Origin of the sequence: Selenomonas sputigena (assembly GCF_026015965.1) — a bacterium.
Taxonomy (GTDB): domain Bacteria; phylum Bacillota; class Negativicutes; order Selenomonadales; family Selenomonadaceae; genus Selenomonas.
In genome coordinates this window covers 719,960-737,845 of sequence record NZ_CP110383.1, presented here as the reverse complement: position 1 = coordinate 737,845, position 17,886 = coordinate 719,960, and the positions used below count along the sequence as shown (strand labels likewise).

Annotated in this window: 21 protein-coding genes and 9 pseudogenes; 12 read left to right on the top strand and 18 right to left on the bottom strand. The window is 47.7% G+C overall.

Translation table 11 applies throughout. From position 1 onward, the window contains the following. Positions 1-40: 40 nt before the first annotated feature. The 8 genes and pseudogenes from OL236_RS03715 to acgA form a co-directional block, all read right to left on the bottom strand. Complete coding sequence (locus tag OL236_RS03715; RefSeq protein ID WP_265071370.1) at positions 41-574, bottom strand: hypothetical protein; 534 nt, start codon at positions 572-574, stop codon at positions 41-43. A gap of 2 nt (positions 575-576) precedes the next feature. Next, positions 577-2,349: a type I restriction-modification system subunit M/S gene (locus tag OL236_RS03710; RefSeq protein WP_265071369.1), complete on the bottom strand. Its 1,773-nt coding sequence runs from the start codon at positions 2,347-2,349 to the stop codon at positions 577-579. Positions 2,350-2,919: 570 nt separating this feature from the next. Beyond that, positions 2,920-3,318 (bottom strand): annotated as a pseudogene (locus tag OL236_RS03705) (recombinase family protein); the annotation flags it as partial. Positions 3,319-3,352: 34 nt separating this feature from the next. Then, positions 3,353-3,538 carry an SHOCT domain-containing protein gene (locus OL236_RS03700; RefSeq protein ID WP_265071368.1) on the bottom strand — a complete coding sequence of 62 codons (186 nt, stop codon included), beginning with the start codon at positions 3,536-3,538 and terminating at the stop codon, positions 3,353-3,355. A 108-nt stretch (positions 3,539-3,646) separates the two neighbouring features. Then, positions 3,647-3,757 (bottom strand): annotated as a pseudogene (locus OL236_RS03695) (phage holin family protein); the annotation flags it as partial. Between the two features lie 34 nt (positions 3,758-3,791). Then, complete coding sequence (locus tag OL236_RS03690; protein ID WP_265071367.1) at positions 3,792-4,757, bottom strand: alcohol dehydrogenase catalytic domain-containing protein; 966 nt, start codon at positions 4,755-4,757, stop codon at positions 3,792-3,794. Positions 4,758-4,784: 27 nt separating this feature from the next. Next, entirely contained in the window at positions 4,785-5,834 is a 1,050-nt protein-coding gene (gene acgM / locus OL236_RS03685) for a radical SAM/SPASM domain protein, ACGX system (protein WP_265071366.1), read from the bottom strand. A gap of 129 nt (positions 5,835-5,963) precedes the next feature. Next, positions 5,964-6,176: an ACGX-repeat peptide gene (gene acgA, locus OL236_RS03680; RefSeq protein WP_265071365.1), complete on the bottom strand. Its 213-nt coding sequence runs from the start codon at positions 6,174-6,176 to the stop codon at positions 5,964-5,966. A gap of 236 nt (positions 6,177-6,412) precedes the next feature. Here acgA and OL236_RS12515 point away from each other — a divergent pair. Beyond that, positions 6,413-6,747 (top strand): annotated as a pseudogene (locus OL236_RS12515) (winged helix-turn-helix transcriptional regulator). Between the two features lie 57 nt (positions 6,748-6,804). On the opposite strand, the gene OL236_RS03670 reads toward OL236_RS12515, so the two are convergent. The 4 genes and pseudogenes from OL236_RS03670 to OL236_RS03655 all read right to left on the bottom strand — a co-directional run. Beyond that, positions 6,805-7,206, bottom strand: a complete 402-nt coding sequence (locus OL236_RS03670) for a holin family protein (protein ID WP_265071778.1) — start codon at positions 7,204-7,206, stop codon at positions 6,805-6,807. 60 nt (positions 7,207-7,266) lie between these two features. Continuing rightward, positions 7,267-7,606, bottom strand: a pseudogene (locus OL236_RS03665) (head-tail adaptor protein). Next, on the bottom strand, positions 7,539-7,784 hold the full coding sequence (locus OL236_RS12510; RefSeq protein ID WP_265071364.1) for a phage major capsid protein: 246 nt from the start codon (positions 7,782-7,784) through the stop codon (positions 7,539-7,541). The pseudogene OL236_RS03665 and the gene OL236_RS12510 overlap by 68 nt, the downstream one beginning before the upstream one ends. A gap of 223 nt (positions 7,785-8,007) precedes the next feature. After that, positions 8,008-8,801, bottom strand: a pseudogene (locus OL236_RS03655) (phage portal protein); the annotation flags it as partial. Between OL236_RS03655 and OL236_RS03650 the strand changes: the two are divergent. Then, positions 8,796-9,155, top strand: a complete 360-nt coding sequence (locus tag OL236_RS03650; protein ID WP_265071363.1) for a hypothetical protein — start codon at positions 8,796-8,798, stop codon at positions 9,153-9,155. The pseudogene OL236_RS03655 and the gene OL236_RS03650 overlap by 6 nt on opposite strands. An 80-nt stretch (positions 9,156-9,235) precedes the next feature. On the opposite strand, the gene OL236_RS03645 is transcribed toward OL236_RS03650, so the two are convergent. The 3 genes and pseudogenes from OL236_RS03645 to OL236_RS03635 form a co-directional block, all read right to left on the bottom strand. Then, positions 9,236-9,502 carry a hypothetical protein gene (locus tag OL236_RS03645; RefSeq protein WP_265071362.1) on the bottom strand — a complete coding sequence of 89 codons (267 nt, stop codon included), beginning with the start codon at positions 9,500-9,502 and terminating at the stop codon, positions 9,236-9,238. Between the two features lie 43 nt (positions 9,503-9,545). Continuing rightward, a pseudogene (locus OL236_RS03640) lies at positions 9,546-9,755 on the bottom strand (terminase large subunit); the annotation flags it as partial. Then, positions 9,754-9,876 (bottom strand): annotated as a pseudogene (locus OL236_RS03635) (ParB N-terminal domain-containing protein); the annotation flags it as partial. The pseudogenes OL236_RS03635 and OL236_RS03640, both read right to left, overlap by 2 nt. Positions 9,877-10,114: 238 nt before the next feature. On the opposite strand from OL236_RS03635, the gene OL236_RS03630 reads away from it, so the two are divergent. Continuing rightward, a complete protein-coding gene (locus OL236_RS03630; protein WP_009646550.1) occupies positions 10,115-10,408 on the top strand; it encodes a type II toxin-antitoxin system RelB/DinJ family antitoxin in 294 nt (97 codons plus the stop codon). After that, positions 10,401-10,673 (top strand): type II toxin-antitoxin system YafQ family toxin, encoded by a 273-nt coding sequence (locus OL236_RS03625; RefSeq protein ID WP_265071360.1) that lies wholly within the window; start codon positions 10,401-10,403, stop codon positions 10,671-10,673. The genes OL236_RS03630 and OL236_RS03625 overlap by 8 nt, the downstream gene beginning before the upstream one ends. A gap of 22 nt (positions 10,674-10,695) precedes the next feature. Here OL236_RS03625 and OL236_RS03620 read toward each other — a convergent pair. Then, positions 10,696-10,823, bottom strand: a pseudogene (locus tag OL236_RS03620) (HNH endonuclease); the annotation flags it as partial. Between the two features lie 197 nt (positions 10,824-11,020). Continuing rightward, positions 11,021-11,574, bottom strand: a pseudogene (locus OL236_RS03615) (P27 family phage terminase small subunit). A 62-nt stretch (positions 11,575-11,636) separates the two neighbouring features. Between OL236_RS03615 and OL236_RS03610 the strand changes: the two are divergent. Together OL236_RS03610 and OL236_RS03605 are read left to right on the top strand one after the other, a co-directional pair. Then, complete coding sequence (locus OL236_RS03610) at positions 11,637-11,909, top strand: type II toxin-antitoxin system RelB/DinJ family antitoxin (protein ID WP_037370401.1); 273 nt, start codon at positions 11,637-11,639, stop codon at positions 11,907-11,909. Beyond that, positions 11,906-12,187 (top strand): type II toxin-antitoxin system YafQ family toxin, encoded by a 282-nt coding sequence (locus tag OL236_RS03605; RefSeq protein ID WP_265071359.1) that lies wholly within the window; start codon positions 11,906-11,908, stop codon positions 12,185-12,187. The genes OL236_RS03610 and OL236_RS03605 overlap by 4 nt, the downstream gene beginning before the upstream one ends. 9 nt (positions 12,188-12,196) lie before the next feature. On the opposite strand, the gene OL236_RS03600 is transcribed toward OL236_RS03605, so the two are convergent. Then, on the bottom strand, positions 12,197-12,550 hold the full coding sequence (locus OL236_RS03600) for an HNH endonuclease (RefSeq protein WP_265071358.1): 354 nt from the start codon (positions 12,548-12,550) through the stop codon (positions 12,197-12,199). A 198-nt stretch (positions 12,551-12,748) separates the two neighbouring features. On the opposite strand from OL236_RS03600, the gene OL236_RS03595 reads away from it, so the two are divergent. The 6 genes from OL236_RS03595 (at position 12,749) to OL236_RS03570 (ending at position 17,872) form a co-directional block, all read left to right on the top strand. Continuing rightward, positions 12,749-13,195 (top strand): hypothetical protein, encoded by a 447-nt coding sequence (locus tag OL236_RS03595; protein WP_265071357.1) that lies wholly within the window; start codon positions 12,749-12,751, stop codon positions 13,193-13,195. 260 nt (positions 13,196-13,455) lie between these two features. After that, positions 13,456-14,133 (top strand): hypothetical protein, encoded by a 678-nt coding sequence (locus tag OL236_RS03590; protein WP_265071356.1) that lies wholly within the window; start codon positions 13,456-13,458, stop codon positions 14,131-14,133. A 69-nt stretch (positions 14,134-14,202) separates the two neighbouring features. After that, positions 14,203-15,006 carry a hypothetical protein gene (locus tag OL236_RS03585; RefSeq protein ID WP_265071355.1) on the top strand — a complete coding sequence of 268 codons (804 nt, stop codon included), beginning with the start codon at positions 14,203-14,205 and terminating at the stop codon, positions 15,004-15,006. Positions 15,007-15,277: 271 nt separating this feature from the next. Further along, on the top strand, positions 15,278-16,537 hold the full coding sequence (locus OL236_RS03580; RefSeq protein ID WP_413777389.1) for a hemagglutinin repeat-containing protein: 1,260 nt from the start codon (positions 15,278-15,280) through the stop codon (positions 16,535-16,537). A gap of 242 nt (positions 16,538-16,779) precedes the next feature. Further along, positions 16,780-17,265 (top strand): hypothetical protein, encoded by a 486-nt coding sequence (locus OL236_RS03575; RefSeq protein WP_265071354.1) that lies wholly within the window; start codon positions 16,780-16,782, stop codon positions 17,263-17,265. Beyond that, positions 17,246-17,872 (top strand): hypothetical protein, encoded by a 627-nt coding sequence (locus tag OL236_RS03570; protein WP_265071353.1) that lies wholly within the window; start codon positions 17,246-17,248, stop codon positions 17,870-17,872. The genes OL236_RS03575 and OL236_RS03570 overlap by 20 nt, the downstream gene beginning before the upstream one ends. Positions 17,873-17,886 lie beyond the last annotated feature (14 nt).

Genomic DNA, 17,886 nt, shown 5'->3' with positions numbered 1-17,886 from the left:
AATCTCCATTTCTATCTTTTATCTTTGTTTCCACAAGAGATCAGCCTACAGCCAAATATCCTGATTCGATTTCCCGCTGTACGGCTTCCTTTATATTTGTTTTCGTAATTTTTAGCCTGCCATTGCTGGACAGCTTTACCAATTTGGTAAAACCTTCCTCCTGTTCCATCCTCGCAATAACGCTGGAATAGCCGCCCTTGTCGTTCGTAGAATGCGGAAGCGGCCCTGCCAGTATCAGTCGATACGCGCTGTTGTACTGAAGATCGCCAAACCTATACCGCTTGAACTCGTCATAACCAAGGTGAAGTTCCACCCTATCCTTGGAAACACCTTGGCTGGTTATGGATTTGACAATATCGTTTTCCCTAGCGGCAGCTTCTCCGAATACGATAATTTTGCCATGCGAGAGAGAATCGTCCCAATCACTCGCTGGTTGCCGGATTGCCAAATCCCCCAGACCGATTTGCCGCAAATAGTCGTCCAGTTGGTGATTCTTCCAAGCGAATTCCATTTGCTGATAGATTTTGTCCTGCACCTCATCCACCAATCCGGCAAAATCATTTTCAGACAGCAAAGTCAATGCACCTCCTCTATGAGGGAGGCAATTTTACCCTCCAATTCACGCTCTTGTCGTTTCAGCGAGGCAATGTGACGGCGGAGCGATGTATATTTCTCCGCAAGCTCTGCCTGTTCCTCGATAGGTAGCATAGGGATGAGAATCTTTTGCAAGTCCTTAATGGAAAGCGTTGTAATAGAACAGCCTTTTGATAGAAATTCTATTTGCTTGATACCCTCCCGACTTTTTAGGTAGCAAAGCACATAGATGGAGTTTACACGGTTCTCGTCAAGTTTCATAAAATACATATTGCCGTTGGCTAGAACCTTCTTCCCCTTCAAATCGGGAATGATGGCGACCTTTATCGGCGCACTGCGAGATATGACCAGACTTCCTGTCGTTACACAGTACTTGTCCCATGCTTCCGGTATGTCTGTCAAGTATGGCAGAGGCGTGCGGATGGCATCATCCTCGACGTCCTTAAGCATGAGATATTGAAATTCTGTTTCTTCCTTGGTGGAAAGCGCCTCCAGCTTTGCCGCCGGCACAAGCTGCCCTCGTTCTAACGAAATAAGTAAATTCCCCAAGGGTACACCATTTTCAACCTTGATACGAGCAGACGCCATATAATCCACGGGGCTTAGACCATATTCCCGCTCGGCAATCTCCTCGTGGGATACCGTGCGGCTGTAGTCCGTCACTTCGCTCACTCGCCGCAAAACTTCATCCAGGTTTTCCTGCGTCATTTCGCTGGTGAAACGCTCTTTTACTCTGCAATCTCTTGCATCCACCATCTTTACGCTGGTATTGCCATGACTAAACACCAACAAGTCACACAGAATATTGGTCGCAGGAAGAATCCCTTGAGGCAAAGCAATAACTGACTCCAAACGTCCGCTTTTCACAAGTCTACGACGCATTTCCTGCTCGCCCTTAGAGGCTCGGAACAACAGGCTGTCGTAGGTCAATATGACCGTTCTCCCGCCGTCTTTTTGTCTGGTAAGAGCAGACAGCACAAATGCCCAATCCATACGCCGGGTTCTGGGAATGCTTTCATAAACAAGGGCGAGGCCGGTATCTTGTGGCCGCCATTTTTCTATGCCATAATCATCTTTCATGCCAAAGGGCGGGTCAGCGAATACTTTATCCGCATTGAGTTCAGCAGTCACGCTGTTGCCTTGACGAATAAAAAGCGCATCGCCCAAGAACAACGCCCTTATTTTGCTTACAATGGCAGCCTCGGTGGAAATTTCCGTTCCATAATACTTTGCAGCTTCTGTGTGCAGATAGGCATCAAGGATAAACCCTGCCGTCCCCGAGCAGTAGTCGAGCACCGTTTCCCCCGCGCCAATACAGAGCAATTCCCTCGCTATATATGCAAATGGCTTCGGTGTATCGGACAACCCGCTTCGCTTTCCATCATTTTTAGCATACCACGAGAAATCATTCACAATCACGGCAAGCAGTTCCTTCGAACTCCATTCATCAGCAAATGCGATGATTTCACGGAAACAGTTTCCTAATACATTACGAAGCTTTATCTTTACAGAATCATCTTCTACCAACCACTCTGTCAAATTCCTCAAGGTCTCTTTATTATCGTCTGGAACAGACTTCTTCCAATATGCCAATAACGCAAAAGACACGAAATCCGCCAAATCAGGCACGAATTTTGCTCGAAGCAGATTCATGCCATCCCGCGCCACATCCTTGTTGGGCATGTCTTTCAAGGCAAGCAGTTCTTCTTTAGAAAGCAACATGAACGGCGCTTGACTTGATGTTTCGAGAGCCACAGGCAACCCCTCCCATAAATGATTATATATAACTATATGACATAATCAAATTATAGTATAACGTTGCGCAGCCGTCAATAGTTATATATAACTTTTTCAAGAAATTCACTATCTATCGAGTGTTTCCTTCATTCAAGTTGGCTCTTCTTCCTTCCCATAAATACCTATATTAATATTTGTTTTCGACAATTGGGTTCTCTATTCCTGCTTAAGATTTATGCCTATGACAGAACGTCCATAACTGGCATACGTTTTTGAAGACCGTTATTTAAGCAAAATGTCAATGGCTGATTCTCGACAAGGGTGTCAAAAATCCGAGTCGTAAAAATGCTCGTGAAGCCAGTTCCCGTAAGCCTTCATGAACTCTGATATTTTTCCTTTCGAGTGTGCCATAGGGGTGTCAAACACTTTGACACCCCTGCCAGTTGGTCAATCTTCCATCGAGCGAAAAATCGCTGAACATCGTCAAAAATCAACGAGCTTCCAGACAGAGAAATCTCTGAAATCCCTTGTATACTGCGGTTTCACGACGTATGGCAGCGATAGCCTTTGTATCATTTTCACGCATTGGACATCTCCGTCCTCAGACATGGAATCAATGTTCTCGCGCTCGAAACGGACGGCGATCCCCTTCTCTTTCAAGCGTCGGACGGTATGAAGGCAATCTACAGTGTCGCAGGCAAAGCAGCTGATGCTTTTGACGAGCACCAAATCGATCTTCCCGGTGTTGCAGTCCGCAATCAGCCGCTTGAACTCCGTCCGATGCGCGGTACTTGTGCCTGTGATTCCTTCATCTGCGTAAACACCTGCGTACTCCCATGCGGGATTCTTCTGGATGAGGGGGCTGTAATAACTGACCTGCGCCGCAAGAGAGTGGTGAAGCGTATCCACAGAAACGCGGGCATATGTGGCTACACGTATTTTCGGGCGCATGACAGGAACGCTGCGTTCAACTCTTCGTATTTTCATCTCATCTGCTCCTTTCCATGCTCATATTCCCGTACTATCCGCACAATAGCGAGCCAATATCTGAAAATAGAAGCCCGATGACGGGGCGATATTTCTCACGCATTTTCGCTTCAAAGGCAATATACTCGTTCTCTGACAAAAGTTCGCTCTGCAGCATTTTCCATGAAGCACGCATCACCATCTGATACGTCACTTCCCCAAGTCCTTCTTCCTTGCTCATTTCAACATCTCCCTTCATGGAACAGCAGACAAAACCGGCACTTTTGGCCACCTTCGGAGGCATAAAAATAACCCGACGATCATTCGCCGGGCGTTGAGGTTAAACTAATTATTGATTTTTAAGACTATGCACCATGTCCTGTAATTTCTTCGGTACAGGAAGCCCCATCCTCGCTGCGTGTCCTACAATTGAGATTCCTTCATTCGAGATGAAGAGAAATGCCTGATTGCGTATTCGCGTTCATGTATCCACATTACTCCATGCAGATGACAATCTTTCCCTGCACCTTATGGCCATCAAGGTCAATCAGCGCCTGCCTGATGTCGTCGAAACGATATATCGCTCCGGTGAGCGGCTTTAAGTTATACTTGTCTATAAAACTGAAAATGTCCCTCAAATCATCATCCGTTGGATCATTCGAGTGAAATCCGGTCAGATATACGCCATTTGGTATGTGATTCAGCGACGAAAAGCTCTGGAATGCAAATACATTTCCAAGAACGCCGGTATAACAAATGATGCCGCCGGGTTCTACCGACCGCATCGTATCAAATAATGTTTTGCAGCCGATCAGTTCCAGTGCCTTCGTTGCTCCGCAAATCTTGTCGGCGATCTCTCCATCGTCAAGGACAGATTCATCCGCACCGCCTTCCTGAAGCAAATGCAGGTGTTTGTCCCGGTGTGTGGTTGCGATGATTTTACAGCCAAGTGCCTTGGCCAGCTGCATCGCGGCATACCCCAGAGCGCAGCTTGCGCCGCGGATCAGAAGCGTGTCATCACGCCTCAGCTGCAGACGCTGCATCAGCGATCCCCATGCGGTATAGTAGGTTTCTGGAACAGCGCCCATCTCGACCCAGCTCATTTCCGTATCGACCGGAAACACATGTTGTCGCGGCAAAAGTGCATATTCGGCATAGCTGCCGTCAAAGCTTCTCCCCATGCCGCCCATAAGGGCGACCACCTTTTGCCCAACGCTCAGATCTGTATCGGACGCATCCTCGATCACGCCTACGCATTCAATGCCGGGGATGACGGGTTTCTTGATATAATCCCGCAGGATTTCATGTTCCCAGATAATCTGCTCCGAATGGTTCAGTCCAAATGCCTTGATCTTTACAAGAACCCAACCATGTTTGCCTGCAGGAACAGCGACCTCTGAAAACGTGATATTTTCTGCTGTTGTCGGCTTATCGATCACAATCGCTCTCATTGTTTTCATGTGGCATATCCTTCTTATCTTGAGTTTTTATTGAAACAGTATTCCGTTTTCATCTGCCCAGCACTGCGGATCTTCGGCATAAAAGCTACCGCTTGTCCCCTTTGCCACGGCAGGGCAGCCCCTGCACCATGCAAGCAGTTTGCATCGCGCACATTTACCAAACCGCTCGTATTCTCGATAACTTTCCATGCTTGTCACCCATACATCAGCAAGACGGTCTTCAAAACCATTTCCGACCTTGCTGTCTGCTACTCTGCGACAAGCGTAGATATCGCCGGAAGGAAGAATGGTGATATGACAGTTTCCACAGTTGCAGCCGCCATAGATCATACCGGTCTTCGCGTTTGGGGGAATCTTAAATGCCCCTGTCTCGTATTCATACAACGTCCATAGGTGATCCTTTTTGTTGAAGTAGGTATCGCACCCCTGCTCTGCATATTCTTTGAACTTCTGATCGCAGACAGCAAGCAGATCCCGATATTCCTGCGCTGTCATGGACACATCCAGATCATCGCCGCTCGGAACGTATCTGGAAAAGGCAAATACATTCACCCCCGCCAACGCGACCGCATCAATGATGCCTGATACTTCCATACGATTCGTTTTGGATACCGTGGTCATGATGACGCTCCGTATGCCCGCTTTGTTGAGACAGGCAATCTTTTCTAAGGTACAGTCATAAGAGCCTGGCTTCCTGAACCAATCGTGCGTTTCCCTGAGTCCATCAAGAGAAAGCTGGTACTTCTCACAGCCATACCATTTCAACTCCCGACAAATCTGGTCATTCAGATGAAACGGATTGCCGAGAATCGTGAACTTGATCGCATGATCGTGAATCAGTTTAAGCAGTTTCCAGAAATCAGGATGCAGGATCGGATCACCGCCCGTAATATAAAAATAGGGCGTTCTTCCATATACTTCGCAGAAATCAAGGCAGTTGTAGAAGGTGCTTTCCATCTGCTTCCATGTCATGGAAAGAATACAGGTATGGTCGCCGGCGGAATAAATATAGCAGTGCTTGCACCTCTGGTCACATGCATCTGTTATGTGCCATTGAAAGGAAAAGTATGGTTTCATGATCTTTCACCGTTGTCCGTTTCAACTGTATCATCTGCGCAGCTGTTTTCTTTCAAAAAGAATCCTCCAACCCTGATAAAGCTGGAGGATTCCCGTTCTGCTCAAACAAGAAAGGTTTTTATCCCAATCTTATTTGTCACCTGCGCCGCAGGAAGACCCGCAAGCCGACGGCTTCTCTTGTGGCTTGTCGCCGGCACCGCAGGCTGCAGGGGCTTCTGCAGGCTTGTCATCAGCACCGCAGGCAGCAGGTTCCTCATTGGGCTTGTCACCTGCACCGCAGGCTGCTCCGCAGCCGCTGGCAGTCTTGTCTTCCGTCCATCCGGAAAGGTTTGATAACGCCATGATCGTCCTCCTTATCGACATCCAGCAGGCATCATTGCCTCCTGGGATTTCGATTATATTCAAGGATGTAACCTTCCGCAAGTACGCACAATTTTGTAACCTGCGTTACCTCAAAGTAAGTATAACGAAAGAAACTCTTCTATAACAGAGTGGCAGGTTATTGAAATTTTGCGGCTGTTACATTATATATAGTATGTAACATTTCATTTTAAGTGCTGCATATATAATGTGAGGAGATGGTTTGTCATGCCAAAAAAGAAGATCTTCCGGAATGCGATGTCGCAACGACAGTCAGCATGATTGGAAGCAAGTGGAAGCTTCTTATTATCAGGAATCTCATCTTGCGTCCTTGGCGTTTTAACGAATTGCAAAGAGCTCTGGGGGGAGCAGCCAGAAGGTACTGACGGACAGTCTTCGACAGATGGAGGCTGACGGCATCATCACGCGCACCGTTTACCCTGAAGTGCCGCCGCGTGTGGAATATGCACTCTCTTCATTGGGCGAATCCCTAAATCCCATCATTGCAGCTATGAAACAATGGGGGTGCAGATATAAAGAGCTTGCAGAATAAAAATATGCTTCACACAAACTTCAACGCCCGACGATTATCCGCTGGGCATTGAAGTTGTTATGTACCCTCCTGATTTTTAATGCTGTGCATCATGTCCTGCAATTTCTGCGGAACGGGAAGCCCCATTCGTACTGCGTTCTCGATGATGGAGATTCGCTCATTCGAGATGTAGAAGAAGATCACGTCGGAGCGCAGGAGGCAGCTGCTGCCGATGAAGTGTGTATCCAGCACGTTTGCCACGCCGACAAGGGTGAAGATGCAAACTTTCTTGCAGATTCCCTTGAAGTCGCTGGCACTCGACAGTTTCTTTTCCACAATCGCACGGAGAACTCCCATAACATAATCCGTTGCCACAAACATAACAAGGGCATAGAGCAGATCGCCGAAACTGCCGAGGAACGCCCCAACCACGATGCCGATGCCCGCTACATAGAGGCGTATTGTTAAAATCTGATCCATCATCAAAAACCTCCTGCTTTTTCCATTTCCCCAGATGATTCATCCTGCGCAGACGACGGTTCAGGCATCCTCCACCAACTCCCTGCATTCCAGAACAAGCCATCGTTTCTTTCCGCCAAGCGGATACGGTGGCGCAATCGGTGTGAGCATTTTGTCCCCCAACGGATACGATCCGTCACTCGTACATCCGCACGGTAACGAGAATGACTACGCGATAATCCACCTCCTGCACCTTCTCCGCATACCCGTCGGAGATTTTCGCCGCAAAGGGCAGAACAATCGCCCATGCCTTTGCAATCTCCTACATGGACTGCGCGAGTATATTTCCCTCATCATCTGTATCCGTGACGGGACGTAGGATAGAAATTCGGTGACGCAGTTCGCTCATGGACACTCTCACCTAACATACTGTTGCCCTCGAACAGTTCCTTGATTTCCTGCAGGGCGCGGATGCCGTGATCCCCGATGTTATAGTAGGAGTAATCGCCGAATGCGATGACGGTCTTGCCCGCTGCGATAGCGGGCATATATGCTGAGGAATACACGGGATGGCCGAGCAGCCGGTCGGGTTCGCCCATCTGGTACGAGGGCTACCACAGATAGGCGCCATTGTTGTCCTTAAGTTGCGGATACTTGCAAGCGTCTAGTCGTTGCCAAGAAATGCCGCATTCTTGCGGTAGGACGCTTGAGCGTGTAGACGAAGGAAAGAGGCTCGTCCGCCTTGATGTCTGCCGCCGCTGGGTGAGGGAAATCTGCCCCGTAGCAATAAGCCCCTGCGGCTTGTGCACACCGTCGCCGTTGAGGATTGAGGTCCTCAAGACTTCGGATGTCGTTCGTGGAGAGCCAACCGTTCTGTCTGCCGATAGCGTACCCTTCCATGCGGCTCTTGTAGTCCCCGCGCAAAAGCCCGTCCACCTTGAAGCGAATGAAATATTCCTCTCGCTCCTTATCCGTAAGCAAGGCTTTCTGCAGTGACTGCTCCCAGCGCACGACTCACGGATTCAGCGTGTACTTGACGAACTCCAAGGATTGCTGCTCGATATTGTTGAAGCTCGATTTCTCCAAGTCGCCGATCATATGCGGCGGCACGCGATAGAGCCGCGCAATCTCATCGATCTGGAACTTCCTCGTCTCAAGGAACTGCGCTTCTTCTGGCGGTATGGCAATCTGCTGATACTTGACGCCCTCTTCGAGAACGGCGATTCTGCCCGTATTCATCGCACCGCCGTAGACGGCGTGCCAGCTTTCGCGCAGCTTCGACGGGTCTTTCAATACGCCCGGATACTCCAAGACACCACCTGGACACGCACCATGTCGGAAAATGCCGCGCCGTATTCCTCCGTCGCCAGAGCGATGCCGACGGTATTCTTTGCCATAGCAATGGGTGAATAGCCCACAAGACCGTCGAAGCCTAGTCCTGGAATATGCAACACATCCTCACGCCGCAAACGAATCTGTCCTTTGTCCTTGAAGTTCGGATTCTCCTCCGCACTTCTGGTGTAAGTGTAGTAGATTCCCCCTGTGCGGCTGTCGCGGCTAACTTCCATCTTGTCTGGAAGCAGAGGATAAAGTCCGAGAACCTTGCCGGTATGATCTCAGCTGATGTGGCACAAGTACTCGGTGCTCCTACAGAAACAAGGAATCTATCTCCTTATGTGAATACCTATGGTTGGTATTATCGTAGCCTAGGCATCGCAGTCACATTCGACGCGAATACGGTTGACCGCATCATCCTTATGAGGGGGAGTTCTGCTTCGCTTGACCGCTCAGGACTAAACTGCGAAAACACTCCGTATGAATTTGCACAGGCTTATCATCTGAAAAGCATCCCGAAAATCGATTATGATGACCGCTATTCAAGCGGCGGATGCTATGCCATCGGCGGTGAAGAGTATCTTTCCTTCGGCAGTCGAATGAACCATATCATGTTGAGCAAATATTGGAATTGAACAGAACAATAGAATATCCAAGAACAAATTATGTAATAAGCAGGAGCACCGCCTTTCCGAGCGGCGCTCCTTTTTTCGGCTCAGAAGGTTTCGATGCAGGAAAGCTCCATGCCGTTGATTTCGGCGGTGAATTTCGCACCTCGCGCAATCTCGTCGGCGGCTTTCAAAAGTTCCTCCGGCGTGGGATGTCCGCCCATCTGGCAAATTCTGGCGTTGGCTTCGATGTCTCGGAAAACCTTGCGGTCTTCCCAATCCGTCTTCTCGTAATCCGTCTCTTTGCGAATCTCGATGCGGATGCAGGTGTCGCGGTCGCGCTCGTTTGCCCAGCCCATCGTGTTTTCCTGCATCGTGAATCCGTACTCGACGGCCTTGCTCTCGATAATCTCGGCGATTTGTCCCCGCCGTCGTGATGAGGAAGTAGAGCGGTTGCATTCGCGCATCGCCCGAGCCTTTCGTCATAACGTCAAAGAGCTTGCGATTCGGCTACGTGTGAAGTTCGTCAAACACAACGCCGTGGATGTTGAATCCGTGCTTTGAATAGGCCTCTGCTGAGAGCACCTGATAGAAACTATTCGTCGGCAGATACACCACGCGCTTCTGGCACACTCTTCATCCCCTCCGCCTTGGCAGCGGCAACGCGCCCGTGACCTGCGAGGATGCCGCAGTTCTTGTCAATGATGACGGGATTGATGAAGTCGAATTCGCGCAGACTGCCGCGCAGACAGGTACTCACTCGGATTCGGCATATCTGCACCGAAAAGCTCTGCGGCATCTGCAAGGTCTGCTCCGTCCAATTCCGTCATGGGGAATTCCATGAACCGTTCTTTTTTTGCGCGTGACCCATCGTCGGTCCGACAATAGCGCACTTTTGGAGATTTTACCGCCCCCGGGGGATGCCAAAACACAGCTTGCATCTGCTTCACTTTCGCATTACAATAAATGAAAGGAGGAATCGTATCATGACCAAAACTGCCACCATCAACATGCGCATCGAGCCTACGGTGAAAGCCCAAGCAGAGGATGTCTTTTCCAGCTTCGGCATATCCATCACCGATGCCATCAACATCTTTCTGCACGCATCCATAATGGAGGGCGGCTTTCCCTTCCAGCCGAAGCTGCCGCGCTACAATAAAGAGACGCTACTAGCCATCGATGAAGCGCGCGCCATTATGGACGGGAAAATCGAGGCAAAACGCTATCGTTCCCTAAGTGCACTTTTAAAAGACTTAGGTGAGGAGGACGGCGATGCTTGAACTCGTAACTACCACGCAATTTCGCAAGGACTTGAAACGTCTGCGAAAACGCGGGGCGAATATGAAAAAGCTGGACGATGTCCTGCAAACACTCTGCGCAGAAGAACCCTTGTCTGAAAAGCATCGCGATCACGCGCTTGTCGGTGATTACATCGGGTTTCGTGAATGCCATGTCGCTCCCGATTGGCTGCTCGTCTATGCTATCGACAAGGGACAGCTTATCCTAGCCGCTTCCCGCACAGGTTCACACTCTGATCTCTTCTAGCCGATTCTTTTTGAGTCGGCTTTTATCTTTCTCGGCTTCTCCGATGAATTTTCTCGTGACAGCTAATGAGAGCGACATGAGATTGCTCTCGTCATGCGTGCCGCCATCGCCGAGCGGCTTGATGTGATGCACGAGCGTCGCCGCCACGAACAGATAAAAGAATCATAAGGTTCTTGAGTGCTGTTTCCCCCAATACCGGAAGAAATTCTACCGAAACTACCTAAAAAAACGATAATGGATTTTTAAATGGACGGTTCTGGTATTGTGCAGGAGTACTTGACCTGAGCCAAGATCTCGATTAACCGTAGCGCAAAACAAGAAGCACTATCTATGGATTGGTGCTTCTTTTACTTCCTCGATCGGAGCAGTTGCTCCATTCGGTCTTCTTGCGACGAGCCGCTGAACGTCGTCGTGCAGTTCTGCTTCACGATATCGAAAATCTCGTACCAAAGCAGGTTAGACTGCTTCTGGAATGCCTGCCCCATCTGAACGAAGGGGCTTGCAATCGCACCGCCTGTCGCGTCGTATGCTTGCCAATGAGCCCGTATTGACTCACAGCTTCCTCGCATTGGATGAAGCGGGCGAAGGCCTGCGCGTAACTTTCGAGGAGTCGTGGATTCACCAGACGCTCACAGCCGCGCTCCTTGGGCCACAGCCATGTTTCGCGGAAAATCTCGTCCGCGACGAGAGGCTTGCCGTTCCTTTGCCGAGCAGACAGATACTCACTCGGATTCGGCATATCTGCACCGAAAAGCTCTGCGGCATCTGCAAGGTCTGCTTCGTCCAATTCCGTCATGGGGAATTCTATGAACCGTTCTTTTTTTGCGCGTGACCCATCGCTGGTCCAGCAATGGCGCGCTTTTGGAGATTTGACTGCTCCTCCCCAGTCATGAGTAAGAATTTCGCTTTACATCGTAAACCAAACAAGCTATACTATTTCTAAAAGAAAGGAGTGTGATCACCATGTCAACTGTCCCTACTCAAATAAGAATTGACCGAGATATAAAGGAACAGGCCGGGATTTTGTTTTCCGGGTTGGGCTTGGATATGTCCGGTGCCGTTAACATGTTTCTGCATCAGTGCGTTCTTCGTGGAGGCATCCCTTTTTCTGTCGAAATGCCCCATTATAAGCAAAGCACTTTGGCCGCTATGGACGAAGCAAGAAAAATCTCCCGCGACCCGAACGTCCCCAGCTACGACAATATGGATGAGCTAAAGAGGGCCTTGGAAGAATGACTTATCGCATCAAATTCACCAGCGCCTATAAGAAAAGTTACAAGCGTGCAAAAAAACGCGGCTTGAAACTCAAACTATTAGATGATGTTGTCGATAAATTGCGGCAGGGACACAAGCTGGATGCCAAATACCGTGACCACGAACTCCACGGAAATTGGGCGGGGTTTCGCGAGTGTCATGTTCAACCTGATTGGTTGTTGGTGTACCTCGTTGAAAATGACATCCTAACCTTGACCCTTGTCGAAACTGGAACTCATGCAGATATATTCGATGAATAAGCTGTTCATTTAGGACGGCTTTTTTCTTTGGTGAATTTTCTCGTGACAGCTAATGCAGAGCGACATGAGATTGCTCTCGTCATGCGTGCCGCCATCGCCAAGCGGCTTGATGTGATGCACGAGTGTCGCCGCCACAAAGCGTCCGTGCTCTTTGCACATCTCGCATAACGGTTCTCGTGCCAGATGCCTGTCACGAATCTTTCGCCACACACTGCCGTACCGCTCGTGCTGTCTGTAGCCGCGAGCAAAACGTTCGTAGTACCTCTGCATCGGTTTCTCATGCTTCTCGCAGTAGCCGCTCTTGCTGCCCGTCAAATTGGGACAGCCACCGTAGCGACATGGGCGTTTCGGTTTCCTCGGCATCGCTTCCCCTTCATCAAAAAAGCCACCGACGGGATTTCTCCCTCGATGGCTTCTTCCTACTCTTACTGATTCTATCATATCAAAATCAACCCAGTGACATCAAGAGGACATCGACTGCCATTTAGTGACATTCTATGCCCGAATCGAAAAATTTTTCAATCCTTCTCCGTGTAGCCGAACATCCACAATCAAAAGACGATGAACGCAGGCGGCACGCTTTCCCTTGCAACGACAGGAAGCCTTACGCAAACGGCTGTGGGAGAAATCTCCGGAAAAAGCCTCGCCATTCATACGGCAGATATAGAAAATCGCGGCCTCATGCAAGCCGACGAAGGAGCCGCTATCACCGCCTCGAATCTCAAGAACAACGCCACGGGCAGAATCTACGGCAATACGATCCATGTGCAGGCTTCGCACATCCAAAACGAAAAGAATGCCGACCTCAAGGGCGCGGTCATTGCAAGCGAAGCAGATGCGGGAAAGAACCGCCTCTCGACAGGGACGTTCTCTTTCAGCGACCTTAAAAACGAAGCTTCCATGCCATCAAATACAATCGTCACGGACATAAAAGATACTATGACAAGGAAGCGACCTACCACAATGGGAGATACTATCAATACGATGCAAAAAAAGACCTTGATGTAGAAATCCATCAACCACAAAAAGGCATGATTGTCTGGGTCGATGACGGGGACGGCTCTAGCATGGGATGGGACTGCGAAATCACCTAGGAGGGTCAAGATCCAGACGACTTCAGGAGACTACAAGGCAACTATGCATATCTGGGCATCGGAAAGGACGGGAAGCCGATCTTTTTCGAGTCGAACGAGACCCTAAGCGAAGAACTGCACCTAAAACCAACGCAGGAACTCTCCATCCCCTTCCATGGCAGACGACGCGGGCATATGGATTACTTCGCAGAATGTCTCATGCAAAGCGGCATAGATGCAGGTGAAGAACTCCTCGATGCTGGAATGCATCCATGGAAATTCTTCATGGAAATTCGAGGTCTTGCAGATGAAATAGCAAAAAAGACGGCATTAGCGGCACAAATTCCTCCGGCACTCCTAAGTGAACTCTTTTCCGATCTAGATGACTTCAATAATGTGGATTCCAAAGAACAAGCCGCAAAGTTGGGAAAGACAACAGGAAAACTCCTCATCTTCTTGGCTCCAGGCGGCGCAGCAGCCAAAGGCATAAACCTCAGCAAGTATCCCAGATTGCTGAAGCTGTTTAACAAAGCAGAAGCGCGTGGGACAAACAAAGATGCTTCTCATTCCCTTGCTTCGGATTCCAAGCCCCAAACCAATAATATTCCTGCCTATGTAAGAGACAGACGTATACCTTTAGATTCAGAGACTGTATTGCGAAATCCAAAATATCGTTTTACAGGAAGAACTCGAGACCATGTAAAGATATATAAAAAAGGAGATCGTTATTATTATCGAGATACGAAACATTTCGGTAAAAGTGCTCATTTGGAGGTTTTTGATAAACGAGGAAAGCATTTGGGAGAAGCCGATCCTCAAACTGGAGAAATTAGACCGGGAACCGCAGATTCTACGAAGAAATTGGAGATGTGAAGAAATATGATTGTATCGAATTTGGGAAAACGTATTATGCGAGGAAAAGAAGTATGCCTCATAGAAAATATGAACGATATGATTGTGGTCAATGACGGACATAAAGGAATCACTGTTTACGATGAAAATTTAAAAACAATATATTCTATGGAGATTATGCACGGCTTGATGATAGAAACTTGCTACAAAAATACGGATACAAGAGAATTTCTGTTGTTTTGTAGGGAGAATAATCGATTTATACACATCGACCTTCTAAAGCAGATGTATAAGATCATAAAAATTCCAACAGTATACCGGGAAGTAATTTATTCCATGTGTTATCATTGGAGAAAGGACAAAGTATATATCGGTGATTATAGTGAACAGTTCTTTTGTGTGGATATATCCCGCGCCGTCATTGAGCAGATCTCCAAGAAAGATATGAAATCTATCGACAAAGGATTTTATCGGGATTATCTCCTTTACCAGAAGGCAATAAGATATGATTATCAAAAAAACATTACATATGCCGATTTTTCCAAACGTGTTTTGGGATATACTGATATGAATCAAAACTATATAGTAGAGAGGATCAATTCGCCGATTAAATATAATCTGGGAAGAATAAATGAAACAGCAGAGGTGCCATCGTGGAAACAGATACACTTTATTGAAATTATTAGAGACTTGCTTATTTTAGTTAGCGAGGAGTGCGTCTACCTCTTCTATAAAGGAGAGTGTGGGAAGCTATCTATTTCTAAATATATGAGTTTTTCGTATGCTGTAGGAACCCTTCGTGGAGATATGTATTGTTTGTTTATCCTAGCCTGCTCAAAACGAATAAGCTCGAACTCTGATGATATAATATATAAATTAGGTGTTCCCATATAGTGTTTTATTTTCCGCTATGAGCGCATCTGGACGAACGCTTCCGCGCACAGAGAATCATCAAAACATGCGCTGTAAGGAAAAATTAGAGTCGAAAAATCTTGGGAAACAACACATTATCATGTTTGAAAAATAACATATCGGCAATATGCGTCGCGTTGGGTTTCCTTTTATTTTACTCAAACTTCGCACATCAAAAATATTTTACATCCCTAAAGTATTGGCTCTATGCCAATGAAAACACCTACTTTATGCACATTATACCCCGACGAAGATCGCCGCAAAAGACGCCCTACAGATCGAAAGAGGCAAGGATACAAACATCCTTGGCAGCACAGTGCAGGGCAATAAGGTCACGGCCAAGATCGGCGGCAATCTCAACATCGAGACCTTGCAGGAAAAAGAAACCTACGAGGAGAAGAACACATCGGCAGGCTTCGATCTCTCGTGGGATATTCGCGCGGGAAAATTCTCCAAGCCCACGTTCGGCCTTTCAGCGAACCGAGGAATGATCGACTCCCACTATAGAAGCGTCAGAGGCCAGTCCGGTATCTTCGCTGGAAAAGGCAGCTTCGACATCTACGTCGAAAAGAACACCGACCTCAAGGGCGCGGTCATTGCAAGCGAAGTGGATGCGGGAAAGAACCGCCTCAGCACGGGAACGTTCTCTTTCAGCGATTTGGAGAACGGTGCGAACTACAGCGCAAAGAGCATAGGCGCCGAGTATCACCACTACGGCAGCTATGACAAGATGAGCCACCAAGAGAAGAACAAGGTCTATAACACCATAGGCCTCTCCCCCAGCCTTTCCATGCCTGCCAAGGGCGATGCGAACAGCACGACAACTTCTGCCGTTGCACCGGGAACAATCGACATTCGCAAGAATCCCACGCAGGACATCTCTGCCCTCAATCGTGATACAAACAACGCTCTGAACGAACTCGGGCGCATCTTTGACAAGCAAAAGATTGAAGAGCAACAGGAGCTTGCCAAGACCTTCGGCGAAGAAGCCTTCCGCCTCGCCCATAACCTCCCCGACGACTGCAGCGGCAGAAAAGTCGCCGTCCATGCCATCATCGGCGGCATCATGAGCCAGATTACGGGAGCAGGCTTTGCTTCTGGTGCGATAGGTGCAGGAGTCAACGAGGCGATCATCGGCGAGATCAAGAAGATCAAGGATCCCGCCACCGCACAGATCGTCAGCGCGATTGTAGGGGCTGCAGCAGCTAAGGCGGTCAGAGGGAATGCTGGTTCTGGTGCAAGTGCGGCGGCGAGCGGGACGAAGAATAACCTCTACGAGAAAATTCCTGAGATAAGGCAACAGCTAGAAGAACAACTGATAACCGAAGAATACGAATCCCAGCGGGAAAACGAGTATATCCCGCTGTACAGAGAAAAAACCGGACAAAAAGTTGCCGTTACCATAGATCGAGACGGCAATATCTACGATTTAGATATTGAGGCCAACAGCGGGAACAACACAAAAAGGATTCATTTGCCGCATCCCTTGTCGGAATATAACACTCCCTTCTAGGTTGAGATCTATGCTTGGCGCGAGGATCCCGTAGAAAAAACCGGGCTAGTAAACACATACAAACGAGGGGAACATTTAGGGGAATTCGATATTGATATGAATCAAACAAAACCTCCAGATAAATCAGGTAAACATAATTTACGAAAGAGTTGAAACGATTGCGAAAAGACATAATACAATGTATAGAAGCATTCTACGGAAAACCAAATCATGGGCGATTTATGCAGCTATGCAGAAAAAATTTGAAATTCAAAAAAGAATTTTATGATCTCTTGAACAGCAGCGTTGCATATTCGGACTCTCTGGAAGATGGGATGTCTTCTGTCGTAAGGGCTTTTTGTGTAACTTTTCATGAAAAGAAGCGAGGAGATTTTCATATCCAGTATGATGCGCAATTATTCATATGTAAACTCATTCCTGTTGTTACCATTCGATATGGTTTTAATGTTATGGTGCCCAAGGAAGGAAAAAAATATGCTTGTTATGAGCTGAGCGGCGTTTCATCTAATCCATATTGCAAGGAACAAAAAGATTTCCATGAAAGGGCAACAAATTATTTTTCAAAGGAAGGCTACCGCATGATTTATGATTCAGAGGCAGAGGAATATGCCGTTGGTGTCGGGTGGTTTAACAGCATTATACCAAATAAGAAATACGGTTGCGTGGGGGAGTTTCTATTTACAGATTTTCTCTATGATTGGGAGGCACATGAAGATGCCGATGAGTGAGCCGCATCTTATGGACAACTTCGAACGTGCGGAATTCCTAGAAAAGTTGTCGGCCCATATCATGAGGGTTTATGCCGACAAGGAGGATACGCTGTATAGGCAATTATGCAGCAGGGATTTAAATATTGACGATACTTTGCTGGCCATATTCTCAAAATGGGGTAACTGGCAGGAAGAAGCTCACGAAAGCACCTACCCATCGAAAAATTGGCAGATCTGGTATTCTGCTATTGAAACGAGCAGTTTCTATGCTTGTTTTAAATCCCGTCTCAGTATTTCAAAAATTTGTCCGGTATTTCGCATAGTGCATAATTTTTCCATAAAAAATTATGATGAAAATGGTTTGGAGGATATGATAGAAGGGCGTTGCGGCTTGGATTATGATACTGCCGAGCATATACACGCGATTTCTCTGCATATAGATGCAGAATTATATTTGAATCAAAGAGGCTATACAAAAATACCAGCCGGGCAGGAATATATAGCTGCTTATACAGCGGAGAACAATGAAGCCCAATTTACAATCAAAGATCTTCTATTTACAAACAAATATCATCTTTGGAAAAAGCATGTTCTACAGCACAATAATATACACCAAGATAAGTAAATATTGACATCTCG